The sequence below is a fragment of the Dehalogenimonas sp. W genome (assembly GCF_037094495.1).
Lineage (GTDB): Bacteria > Chloroflexota > Dehalococcoidia > Dehalococcoidales > Dehalococcoidaceae > Dehalogenimonas > Dehalogenimonas loeffleri.
Map to the genome: position 1 here is coordinate 1,639,651 of NZ_CP146612.1, position 12,091 is coordinate 1,651,741.

A 12,091-nucleotide genomic window follows, 5' to 3' on the forward strand; every position below is an offset into this window, starting at 1 on the left:
ATGATAATCTTTTATACTATTAACATGACAAAAAATGAAGAGCTTAGCCCTAAGGAATCCCATCGCGTTACCACGTCGGGCGACATTGAGGTATCCACTTATCTGGAAATCGCCAAGCAGGCTGATACCACCGAGGCCGGTGGCGCCGTGTCCGGTGCCTCCAGGGAATCCATTGTCATTTTTGACTTCGGCTCCCAGTACAGTCTGCTCATCGCGCGGCGGATTCGCGAATTAAACGTTTATTGTGAATTGGTTCCTCATAACACGCCATGGGAGAAAATTGCCCATCTGAATCCCAAGGGGTTCATTCTTTCCGGCGGCCCGGCCAGTGTGTACGCCCCGGGAGCCCCCATGGCGCCGGCTTATATCTATGAGAGTAAAATGCCGGTACTGGGCGTCTGTTACGGGATGCAGTTAATCACTCAGCAACTCGGCGGCATCGTCGCCGAAGGCCAGGCCCGTGAATACGGCCATGCCGTGCTGCATCTGAGTGAATTTGATGACCCGTTCTTCAAGGACCTGCCCGATGCCTCCGCCGCCTGGATGAGCCACGGCGATCGGGTGGAAAAACTTCCGCCTGATTTTAAGTCACTGGCTTATACCGAAAATTCTCCCTACGCAGTAATGGGCAACGGCAAGAACATATACGGCCTGCAGTTTCATCCTGAAGTGGCCCATACACCCTACGGCAAGACTTTGCTCCAGAATTTCGTATTCAACATCTGCGGTTGCCAGCCCAGTTGGACGCCGGGGCATTTTATTTCCGAGAGTATTGCTAAAATCAAGGAACAGGTGGGCGGCGGCAAAGTTATCGCTGCGCTATCCGGCGGCGTGGATTCGTCCATTGTGGCCAGCCTGATTCATCGGGCTATCGGCGACCAACTTACCTGTATTTTTGTTAATAACGGGCTGCTCCGGCGCGAGGAAGCCGACCGCACCTTAAAAGTCTTCCGCCAGAATCTGGGCATGAACATAGTTTATGTTGAGGCCACTGACCGTTTTTTGAAGCGATTAGCCGGAGTAACTGACCCGGAACTGAAGCGGAAGGCCATTGGAGCGGAGTTTATCGCCGTTTTTGAAGAAGAAGCATTGAAACTCGGCCAGGTGGATTTCCTGGCTCAGGGAACGTTGTACCCCGATGTGATTGAAAGCACTTCTTCCGTCGGTACGGCATCGGCCAAGATTAAGAGCCATCACAATGTGGGCGGTTTGCCGGAAAACATGGCCCTGAAACTGCTTGAACCGGTGCGTTACCTGTTTAAGGACGAGGTCAGGCAGGTCGGTATAGAGCTTGGTTTGCCGGAAGAGATGGTCTGGCGCCAGCCGTTCCCCGGCCCCGGTCTGGCAATACGGGCGATTGGCGAAGTGAACCGGGAAAAACTGGAAATGCTGCGCGCCGCCGACTGGATTGTGATGCACGAAATTAAAAAGGCAGGGCTTTATCGCCAGGTATGGCAAAGTTTTGCGATTATCACAGATGTCAGAAGCGTCGGCGTTATGGGTGATTTCAGGACTTACGGCCATATGGTGGCCATCCGCGCGGTTACCAGTGACGACGCCATGACCGCCGATTGGGCCCGGCTGCCCTATGACCTGCTGGCCCGTATATCTAACCGCATTGTCAATGAAGTGCCGGGTGTTAACCGGGTTGTTTACGATATTACCTCCAAGCCCCCGGGCACCATTGAATGGGAATAATCCCGGTTTCAGGAGAAAAGATTATGGGGCTTTTTGGTAAACGTAAGATTCAGGGTGATGAACTGCTGAATTATCTGGACTACCTGGGAGAAGAGTGGAAACTCAAAGCCTTTCAGGAAAAGGAAGCCGGCATTTATACCGCCGCGCTGGACTCCTATAACCCGAAAAACTCCAAGGATACTGAGGCGCTGGAAGGCTTGCTAAATGCTGCCAACCGACTGGCGCTGTCAGCGGCCGAACTGCTCCGCCGCAAAGATGCCATAAGTTCAGTGCCTGATCAGGCGACATCGCTGTTTTTTGCCTGGCACGCATCCTATGTAGATTACCTGGCGTGGACGGTGGCTCAGGCCGAGGCTATGGAAGATAAACTGGACGGCAAGGTGCCGGATACGACCACGGTTAAAGAGTTACAGACCAAAAGCGAGGCTTCTCAGGCCGCGGCGGACGCCGAAGAACAGAAACTGTTGAAACTGCTGGGATTTACCGAAGCCGATATGCAGCAGTTGCTGGATCGGGTCAATCAGTCAATAGAACAGGATCGTTGGCAGCCAAGAAATTTGAGCCCGCGAACCAAACGACGATAATTAGCGACCCAGGCTTAATTAATATTTAAGGCAGGACAGAACGCTGAAGATACTGGTTATCGGCGGTGGCGGACGTGAGCATGCTATCGTTTGGAAACTTAGGCAAAGCCCACAGGTTGAATCTATCTTTGTAGCCCCCGGTAACGGCGGCACTGCGGCTATCGCCCGCAATCTGGATATTGAACCGACTGATTTTCCCCGCTTACTGGCAGCCGTTGAATCAATGGGAATAGACCTGGTTATTGTCGGGCCGGAGGCTCCTTTGGCCGCCGGTTTGATTGACGACTTTCAATCCCGGCGCATACCGGCTTTCGGACCGGTCAAAGCCGCGGCACAATTGGAATCCAGCAAGACTTTTGCCCGCTCGCTGATGGAAAAATACGCCATCCCCTGCGCCAAAGGCAAGTCCTTTTCAAATTACGCTGAAGCCAGAGCATATTTACTGGAGCAGACTGCACCGCTGGTAGTAAAGGCTGACGGTCTGGCCGCCGGCAAGGGTGTCAGTGTGTGCAGCACCATAGCCGAAGCTGAAGCCGCTTTAGCGAATATTATGGAAAGCCGGGCTTTCGGGCAGGCGGGTTCCACCGTGGTTATTGAGGAATGCCTGGTCGGTCAGGAAATGAGTTTTCTGGCTTTTACCGACGGTAAAACTCTGGCTGTTATGCCGCCTGCGTGCGACTATAAAAGAGCTTTTGACGGCAATCTTGGCCCCAACACCGGCGGCATGGGTGCCTATTCTCCCCCGACCTTTTTGACGCCGCGGCTGAAAGCCCGGATTGAATCAACGGTTATGGAACCGGTTATCCGGGCGTTGGCTTCAGAAGGGATCAATTACCGGGGTGTTATCTATGCGGGTTTGATGCTGACCGAAAGCGGTCCCAAAGTCCTGGAGTTTAATGCCCGTTTCGGTGACCCGGAAACCCAGATAATATTGCCGCAGTTGCGGACAGATCTGGTGGATATCATGCTTAACATCATTAACGGAACATTGGAAAAGGTAAAGGTTGAATGGGATAATACGTCCTGCGTGACCGTGGTGATGGCCGCCGGCGGCTACCCGGAAACGTATAAAAAAGGGTTGGTTATCAACGGTCTTGGCGACGTTGACGAACAGGTTACGGTCTTCCACGCCGGCACCAGGCTGGGCAACGACGGCAAAGTAGTGACAAACGGCGGGCGAGTGCTGAATATTACCGGCTGCGGTGAGTCAATTGCAGCAGCCAGAGAAATAGCCTATCGGAACATCGGCCGGATAACCTTTGAAGGCGCACAATACCGCAGCGATATCGCTCTGTTCCCCGGCTCCTGACCGGCGTAAACCCCGTCCTCTTCAGGAAAGTTTAATTAATACAGGCAGGTATTTATGACAAAAGCAGCAATTATTATGGGTTCTAAATCTGATATGGAGATTATGAACAACACATCTGAGGTGTTGAATAAGATGGGCATTGCCCATGAAGTTCTGATTATGTCAGCCCACCGGACTCCGGAAAAGGTTCAGGATTTCTGTGCTTCAGCCAGGGAAAAGGGATTTGAACTGGTCATTGCCGGCGCCGGTGCGGCCGCTCATTTACCCGGCGTTATTGCCTCCTGGACGACCCTGCCGGTGATCGGGGTTCCTATCCCTTCATCGGAATTGAATGGTGTTGATTCTCTTTATGCCATCGTGCAGATGCCCGCCGGTATTCCGGTAGCCACGGTGGCTATAGGGGTGGCCGGGGCCAAAAATGCCGGCTATCTGGCAGCGCAGATACTGGGATTGAAATACCCTGAAATTGCCCAGGCCTACGATAATTACCGCAACGAACTAAAAGGAAATTAACGATGATAGAACGTTATAGCCGCCCGGCGATGAAAAAAGTCTGGAGCGATGAAAACAAATTTGATAAGTGGCTGGATATTGAATTAGCCGTAGTTGAAGGCTGGGTTAAACAGGGTGTAGTGCCTCGTGAAGCCCTGCCAAAGGTCAAGATGGCCCGTCTTAATTTCAAACGCATGGAAGAATTACTAGTTGAGACACACCATGATATGACCGCCTTTCTCGGATCAGTAGCGGAAAGTGTTGGCGAAGAATCACGCTTTATTCACCTCGGCCTGACCTCTTCTGATGTCATGGATACGGCTACCAGTCTGCAACTGGTGGAGGCGTCTAAAATTCTGGCCGATGATTTGAAACAGCTGGTCACCGTGCTTGGCAACCGAGCCATTGAACACAAATATACGGTCATGGCCGGCCGAACTCACGGCGTTCACGCCGAACCCATCACTTTTGGCTTGAAACTGGCTTTGTGGATGGAGGAGATGCAGCGCAACCGCCAGCGGCTGGCTGATGCGGCTAAAATTATCGCGGTTGGTAAAATGAGCGGCGCGGTCGGCACCTACGCCACGGTACCGCCTGAAGTAGAGGAATTTGCCTGCGCCAAGCTGGGATTATCGCCGGCGCCTATCTCCAATCAGGTAATCCAACGCGACCGGCATGCCCAATTTATGACGACGCTGGCTATTATCGCCGGTTCACTGGAAAAATTCGCCGTAGAAATCCGGGCACTTCAAAAAACCGAATTCCGGGAAACTGAAGAGCCCTTCGGTGCCGGTCAAACCGGCAGTTCCGCCATGCCGCATAAACGCAATCCGGAACTGTGCGAGCGGGTTACCGGAATTGCGCGTTTGGTACGCGGCTACGCTGTGACTTCCTTGGAAAACATTGCATTGTGGCATGAACGGGATATTTCTCACTCATCAACTGAGCGCGTGATTTTGCCGGATGCCTGCCTGGTATTGGATTATGGGCTGAATATTTTCACTAATGTCATTAAGGGAATGACGGTTTTCCCGCAGCGGATGCGCCGCAATATGGATCTGACCCGAGGTCTGCTGTTTTCGCAGCGCGTTCTGTTGGCGCTTATTGAAAAAGGGCTTACCCGGCAAACTGCTTATAAGATGGTTCAACGAAACGCCATGGCCACCTGGGGCAATGAAGACAATAATTTTATTGATCTGTTGAAGGCCGATGCCGAAGTGACGGCGAAGTTGTCGCAGGCTGAAATTGATGAGCTGTTTGACTACAAATATTACACCCGGCACGTGGATGATATTTTCAAGCGCCTTGGTTTGACGGCGGCGCAATGGAAAGTGCGGCCCGAGTCCGGACCTGAAAACCTGTCGCCCGCGGCTCTGTAACATCCGCCGACTAGTAACCCAATTTTATTATCGGAGGGTACTGATGACTGATAACAGTGTAGTGCTTGCGACTGATTTGCCCCTGAAACGATTTATCTTGGGGAAGGTGCGCGATACCTATGATCTGGGCGAATACCTGCTTATTGTTGTTTCTGACCGTATTTCGGCTTTTGACGTGGTGCTGCCGGTGGGCATCCCAGACAAAGGCAAAGTGCTTAACCTGATTTCGGCTTTCTGGTTTGATAAAACCCGCAGTATTATCCCCAACCATGTTGTGGCGGTGATTAAGGATGTCAGACAATTGGATGAGTTTATCCCAGAAGAACAGCGTTTTGAGTATCCGGAATATCTTGAAGGCCGTTCCATGATCGTCAAGAAAGTAAAACGGTTGCCGGTGGAATGCGTAGTGCGGGGCTATTTGGCGGGCTCCGGCTGGTCTGAATACAAAAAGACTCAGTCAGTTTGCGGCGTGGCGCTGCCGGCGGGTTTGAAACAGAGCCAGATGCTGCCGGAGATTATTTTTACACCCACCACCAAGGGTGACGATGCCCACGACCTGCCGATGACCTACCAAGAGGTAGAAGAGACTGTTGGTGCCGCCATGGCTATTAAATTAAAGGCGATCAGCACCGCTCTTTATGCTTACGCCCGGGAATATGCCCGCAATCACGATATCATTATCGCCGATACCAAGTTTGAGTTTGGGCTTGACGGCAACAATCTGATCTTAATTGATGAAGCCTTATCGCCGGATTCCTCCCGCTTCTGGGACGAAAAGCTTTATAAGGTGGGTGAAGCTCAGGATTCGTATGATAAGCAGCCGGTACGCGACTGGTTGGAGGCGTCCGGTTGGAATAAAGAGCCTCCCGGTCCGACTTTGCCGGATGAGATAATTGAAAATACCCGGCGGAGATACGTCCATGCCTTTGAAGTGTTGACAGGAACGACGCTGGACTAGGCCGAATTAACCTTCAACAAACTCCTTGGTACTCGGCAATTTGTCGGCGATACGCGGGTCAATTCTGGTGGCTTTATCCAGGGCTCGCCCCAGGGCTTTAAAGACCGCTTCGGCCTTGTGGTGGTCATTGGTGCCGTAAGCCACACCGGCATGCAGATTCAGCCGGCCTTCCGCTGCAAAACTTTCCAGAAAGTGCCGTAACAAGTCGGCCGGGAAGTCCGACATGTCGTTGTTTTCAAAATCCATGTTTAGTACCGAATAGCCCCGGCCGCCCAAATCAACAACCACTGTTGCCAGTGATTCGTCCATGGGAACGGTGGCATCGGCGATTCTAACCAGACCCTTTTTGTTACCCAGAGCCTGATTGAAAGCCTGGCCCAAAGAAATGCCGATATCTTCCACCAGATGATGCACATCATCCCCGGTGGCCGAAACGCTGATATCCATTATTCCGTGTCGGGCTATCTGAGCCAGCATGTGGTCAAATAGGCGGATACCGGTACGCATTTCATCAACGCCATGGCCGTCAAGATTAATACTGACACTGATGGTGGTTTCCCGGGTATCTCTTTTTATCGTTGCAATACGTTCCGTCATGTTAAGCCTCCCCAATTTTAAGCAGTTCCGTTAACAGCCTGTCGGTATCGTGAGGTTTGCCGATGGAGAACCTCAGGCTGTTTTCCATATTCGGTGAATTAAAATACCGCACCAGTATGCCCCGCTGCTCCAGCCGGCTTTGAATTTCCGCACCATTTTTACCTTCAACCCGGCATAAAATAAAGTTGGCGGCTGAAGGAAACGGCTTAAGATAATAGACTCCCTGTAATGCCTGAAATAGTCTTTCCCGCTCCTGGATAATAAGCTTCACTTTATCCATCAGGTAGTCAAGGTCATTAAGTGAGGCTCTTGCCGCGGTAACGGCCGCGGCGTTCACGCAATACGGGTCTTTGATAGCGTCAAGTTTTCGGGCGACTTCGTCCGGAAATAGCCCGTACCCTATCCGGAGCCCGGCCAGGCCGGCCCATTTACTGAACGTACGCAATATGATCAGGTTGGGGTATTGGTCAAGTTTATCTGCCAGTGTCTGTCCGGTAAATTCATAGTATGCTTCATCTACGACGACCGGCAAACCGGTTTGCAGCAGTGTATATACTGTCTCCAGCGGCACCTGAGTGCCGGTGGGATTATTGGGCATGGCAATAAATATCAGTTTGGTCCTGTCTGACACGACTTCCGGCAAACGATCAAGCACCACTTGATAATCATTGTCACGGGGTACTGCTATGAATTTGCCGCCGGCCAGATCCGTAAAAAACTTATACATAGCGAAAGTAGGCGTGAAGGTGATCACTTCATCATCAGGGCTGACAAACATCCGAACCAGCAAATCAATCAACTGGTCTGAGCCGGAACCGGCCACAATATTCTCAGAAGGAACTCCCGCATATTGAGCGAGCGCCTTGCGCAGCTCAGTCTGGCAAGAGTCAGGATAAATATGCACGTCGTTCAATTGCCCCAAAGCCCTGGTTACAGCAGGTGAAGGCCCGTAGACGTTTTCGTTGGCATCCAGTTTCACCACGCCTAAACGCCGGACTTCTTCGGTCAGGACTTCTGGCGATTTACAGGCGGCGTACCCGGCAAATTTCCCCAGTTCCGGGCGCATGAATTTTTGCAGACTACCCATTGGAAACACCTCGGTAACGCGCCTCAATCGCCCGGGCATGGTTCTCCAGCCCTTCTGCGCGGGCAATGGTCACTGCGGCCGGGCCGTATTTAAAAATCATATCGGCATCTACGTTGACCACATCAGTGATCTTGACAAAGTCCCAGATATTGAGCGGAGAACTGAAACGGGCGGTACCAGAGGTCGGTAAAGCGTGGCTGGGCCCGGCAACATAGTCCCCGACAGCCACGGTAGCTTTTTCCCCGATAAATATACAACCGGCATGACGCAGAGAGGCCAAATAATCGCCGGCCGAGGCCGCCAGAAAGCAAAGATGTTCTGGTGCGTACAGATTAGCCAGTTCAACCGCTTCTTCAAGAGAGGCAACGACGGCAATAATACCCCGCTGCTCCAGTGACTGTTCAATGATCATATGCCGGGGGTTTTCCCGCATCCTTAATTTCAGCTCACCGAGAACATTGCCGGCCAATTTATGGGAAGTTGTCACCAGTACTGATTGTGCCAGCGGGTCATGTTCCGCCTGAGCCAGGATATCGGCGGCACAATCAACCGGATCCGTGGTTTCGTCAGCGATAATCAATACTTCACTCGGACCTTGCAGACCGTCAATGGCGACATGACCGAAAACCATCTTTTTAGCCGTCATGACATACACGTTTCCCGGACCGCAGATTTTATCAACCTGCGGGATCGTCTCGGTGCCATAGGCTAAAGCAGCGACAGCCTGAGCACCGCCGACGGCGAAAACACGGTCAACCCCGGCAATCGCCGCCGCGGCCAGCGTGGGTAACGGAATCCTTCCGTCGCTTCCGGGGGGAGTGGCCAGAATCACCTCTTTAACCCCGGCTTCTCTGGCAGGAATAGCAGTCATCAAGACGGTTGAAGGGTAAAAAGCCTTGCCGCCGGGGGCATATACGCCTACCCGATCCAAAGGTCGTAACAATTGCCTGCTGCCCATGGCATCCACCGCCGATTTTATCGCAGTAAACTGTTCAGAATGATAGGAAGTTATCTGTCCGGCAGCCGTTTCCAGGGCATCCAGCAGACCGGGATCAATAGCGTTCCTGGCTTTTTGGATTTCTTCAGCAGTTACTTCAATCCGGTCCAGGCGGGCACCATCATACTTAGCGGTGAGTTCTTTTAAGATTTTATCGCCGCCGGCTCTGACCTGCTCAATGATAGCCCTTACCGACTGTTCAACAGCTGGGTCGGTCGCTTGAAAGCCGGTCCGCCGGTTCAATAGTTTGCCGGCGGCATCAATACCGGAGACAACCCGCATTTAGCCCTGCTCCAGGGCACGGGCGAGCCGGCTCACCAAAGCCTCCATACGGCGGCGTTTCACCGGGTTTTCCGCTGCGGTGGTATTGCCGATAACGCACGCTGTTGACTCAAACAAGGTGTCAATAATCCTCAAGTTATGACGCGCGATAGTCCCGCCGGTTTCAGTGTTTTCAATCAGTAAATCGGCATCTTCAGGTAAAAATACTTCGGTTGAACCCCAGGTGGGGGCAATGCGATAACGACCAAAATGATTGTTACGGGCGTAATCGTCAGCTATATTCACGTACTCCGTGGCAACTCTGAGGTTCTTACCCCGGAAATATTCTTTTAGCTCATCTGGATTAGTCACCGGTAATTCATTCGCCACAACGGCTACGATTCTGACCCAGCCGTATTTCAAATCCAACAGACGTTTGACCGGACTGCCGGGAAACTGGGTCAGGTGATCATTCAGCCAGTCCCAGCCGGTAATGGCCAGATCAAAGTTCCCGTTGGCCACTTGAATGGTCATATCCTGAGGCCGGATAGTTTTGATGGAAAAACCCTCCAAGTCGGTCTGAGGCCTTCGGAAACCCCGGTCTGAGGGATAGTCCTCAATGGTAATTCCAGCGGCATCCAAAATTTTGCGAACATGCGGTTGTTGATGCCCGTCCGGTAAGGCCAGTCTGACAATATCCTCTGAATATTGGTGATAGGTTTCAACGGCTGAGTCAGCTATTTTGATTGCAGCATCATCTGACGCAGTGAGCGGCGGCAAATTTTCCAAAATAGAAGTGATGACCTCTGATAAATCCATGGTGGCCAGACTTTCGCGGTTAGCCACCAGCACGGCACGGAAGTCCATCACCTTCCCCAACACATTCAAACCTCGGGCCGTCAGTTCTTCGGCACGTTTCCGGGGGAGAATGATAACTTCGGCAGTTTCCGGCGGATAAGCTTCCGCGCTGCCCCACAACGGATAAACGGCAAAATTCTTCAATCTCAGATCTAAGGCGAATTTTTCAGCAATATTGGGGTACTCGGACGCCAGACGTATTTTGCCGGTCTGCCGGCTTAAATCAGCGAGGCATTTAACATCACCGCCACCGGCTACCGCCACAAAAAGGGCTCCCTCACCGTACCCCAGTATCTTTACCTGCACCAGCGAACTGAGCCGGTATCGTGAGACAAGTTCTTCAACCCAGTCCGCACCGCAAATACCCAGATCATAGTTGCCGATGGCAACTTGAATGGGAATGTCTTTTTCGTGCAGCATTTTGGCCGAAAGGTCCGGGAACCTGCCGCTCTCCAGACGATATAAACGCGCTTTTGGCTGATAATCGTTCAACTGCCAATCTGCCCGCTCCAGCATGGACGCGGTTTCCGCCAGCAATCTTCCTTTTGGCAGGGCAATCTTCATTCTTCAGAAGCCTCCCCGCCGAGCATCTCAATGAGTTCTTCAACGGTTTCAAACTCAAATTCTTCCTCGGTTTCGGTGTCGGTCATCAGCAGTGTTCCGCCATCGTTGATGCCCAGGACCCAGTCATACATCATCGTATCGGGGTCACCGAGTTTTATTTCAGCGGTATAGCCGGCATCACGCAGGTCAGTAGCTACGGCAAACGCCTGGGCTTCATTTCCCGCCTCAAATGTTAACAGGAAGCGGTCCGGTTCATCCAAAGCGTAGACATCATAGTCAATAAAATCCATGATCTCATCCATGTAAAGGGCAAAACCGGCAGCCGGCCGGGCGTCACCACCCATTTGGCCAACCAGATTGTCGTAACGCCCCCCGCCGCCGACCAAAATGTCGTTGGTAAAAATATGCATGATAAGTCCGGTGTAATACTCAAAACCCCGGCCGGCGGCTAGGTCAATCACATACTCAATATCCAGTGAATCAAGAATATTGAGTGTTGACTGGAAAGACCTGCAAGCTTCATCTAATTCGCTGGTTTTGCCAAAAAGGGCTTTCACGTTAGCAACGTAGTCAGCTGAACTGCCGGTGACATTTAACATCATTTCCAATCCGGCGGTCAGTTCCGGACAGCGGGCTTTCAGGCTGTTTAAAGTAGTTGCGTTGCCGTCTAATATTTCATCAAAAAGCTGGTGCCGGGCTTCCGGATTCGGTTCCAGTTGAGCCAGCACCGCCTGAATAAAGCCCGAATGCGACAGCTTAATAACGGTTCCGATTCCCAGTAGTTCCAGTGATTCAACAGACATCCGGACTAATTCAGCATCTGCCAAACCGGAATTAGCGCCGATCAGCTCAGCGCCGCACTGCCAGCGTTCCCGTTTTTCTTCAGGATTTTCCTTAAACCTGAAGACATTAACCACATAGAACAGCCGCACCACATCCCGGTCGGCCAGGTTGTCAACAAAATAACGAGCCAGGGGGATGGTGCCATCCGGGCGCATTACCACCCTTTCGCCGCTCCAGCCGTCCCAATCCAGGAAAGAGTAGACCTGGCGCAACATGCCGGGGGTCAGAGTACCCGCCGAGGTGAACAGATTAAGATATTCCAGGATTGGAGTCCTGACTTCTTCATACCCCCACTTAAGAGCTGTATCAATAAAAACAGATTCGGCCAACCGGAACTTCAGCATTTCTTCCGGGCCAAGATCGTTACAACCGCGACATCGGTTTTGAGTCATGATTTCTCCTATAATTAATATATGGTTTGATTTTACACCAGCCAAACGTATGCTTCAAATATTGTCGGGTTA

The 12,091-nt window shown here is 51.9% G+C and carries 11 protein-coding genes; 6 read left to right on the forward strand and 5 right to left on the reverse strand.

Features of this window, described 5'->3' with window-relative positions; translation table 11 throughout:
* The first annotated feature begins 24 nt into the window (after positions 1-24).
* The 6 genes from guaA to V8247_RS08485 are packed head-to-tail and all read left to right on the forward strand — an operon-like array spanning position 25 to position 6,420.
* Positions 25-1,698, forward strand: coding sequence for a glutamine-hydrolyzing GMP synthase (gene guaA, locus V8247_RS08460; RefSeq protein ID WP_338737415.1), 1,674 nt, complete (start codon positions 25-27; stop codon positions 1,696-1,698).
* 23 nt (positions 1,699-1,721) lie between these two features.
* Positions 1,722-2,282 carry a hypothetical protein gene (locus tag V8247_RS08465; protein WP_338737416.1) on the forward strand — a complete coding sequence of 187 codons (561 nt, stop codon included), beginning with the start codon at positions 1,722-1,724 and terminating at the stop codon, positions 2,280-2,282.
* Positions 2,283-2,334: 52 nt separating this feature from the next.
* Positions 2,335-3,591, forward strand: coding sequence for a phosphoribosylamine--glycine ligase (gene purD, locus V8247_RS08470; RefSeq protein WP_338739370.1), 1,257 nt, complete (start codon positions 2,335-2,337; stop codon positions 3,589-3,591).
* A 54-nt stretch (positions 3,592-3,645) separates the two neighbouring features.
* The gene (gene purE / locus V8247_RS08475; protein ID WP_338737417.1) at positions 3,646-4,104 is read left to right on the forward strand and encodes a 5-(carboxyamino)imidazole ribonucleotide mutase; all 459 of its coding nucleotides are present in this window, start codon (positions 3,646-3,648) and stop codon (positions 4,102-4,104) included.
* Between the two features lie 2 nt (positions 4,105-4,106).
* Entirely contained in the window at positions 4,107-5,462 is a 1,356-nt protein-coding gene (gene purB / locus V8247_RS08480; RefSeq protein WP_338737418.1) for an adenylosuccinate lyase, read from the forward strand.
* Between the two features lie 43 nt (positions 5,463-5,505).
* On the forward strand, positions 5,506-6,420 hold the full coding sequence (locus V8247_RS08485; protein WP_338737419.1) for a phosphoribosylaminoimidazolesuccinocarboxamide synthase: 915 nt from the start codon (positions 5,506-5,508) through the stop codon (positions 6,418-6,420).
* A gap of 6 nt (positions 6,421-6,426) precedes the next feature.
* Here the strand turns inward: V8247_RS08485 and hisB are convergent, their stop codons facing one another.
* Genes hisB through V8247_RS08510 form a run of 5 tightly spaced genes read right to left on the reverse strand, consistent with a single transcriptional unit; the run spans position 6,427 to position 12,019 of the window.
* The gene (gene hisB, locus V8247_RS08490) at positions 6,427-7,017 is read right to left on the reverse strand and encodes an imidazoleglycerol-phosphate dehydratase HisB (protein ID WP_338737420.1); all 591 of its coding nucleotides are present in this window, start codon (positions 7,015-7,017) and stop codon (positions 6,427-6,429) included.
* A gap of 1 nt (position 7,018) precedes the next feature.
* Positions 7,019-8,104 carry a histidinol-phosphate transaminase gene (gene hisC / locus V8247_RS08495; protein WP_338737421.1) on the reverse strand — a complete coding sequence of 362 codons (1,086 nt, stop codon included), beginning with the start codon at positions 8,102-8,104 and terminating at the stop codon, positions 7,019-7,021.
* Positions 8,097-9,383 carry a histidinol dehydrogenase gene (gene hisD / locus V8247_RS08500; protein WP_338737422.1) on the reverse strand — a complete coding sequence of 429 codons (1,287 nt, stop codon included), beginning with the start codon at positions 9,381-9,383 and terminating at the stop codon, positions 8,097-8,099. The genes hisC and hisD overlap by 8 nt, the downstream gene beginning before the upstream one ends.
* Positions 9,384-10,784 carry an ATP phosphoribosyltransferase gene (gene hisG / locus V8247_RS08505; RefSeq protein ID WP_338737423.1) on the reverse strand — a complete coding sequence of 467 codons (1,401 nt, stop codon included), beginning with the start codon at positions 10,782-10,784 and terminating at the stop codon, positions 9,384-9,386.
* Complete coding sequence (locus V8247_RS08510) at positions 10,781-12,019, reverse strand: ATP phosphoribosyltransferase regulatory subunit (protein ID WP_338737424.1); 1,239 nt, start codon at positions 12,017-12,019, stop codon at positions 10,781-10,783. Before V8247_RS08510 ends, hisG begins: the two co-directional genes overlap by 4 nt.
* Between the last annotated feature and the right edge of the window lie 72 nt (positions 12,020-12,091).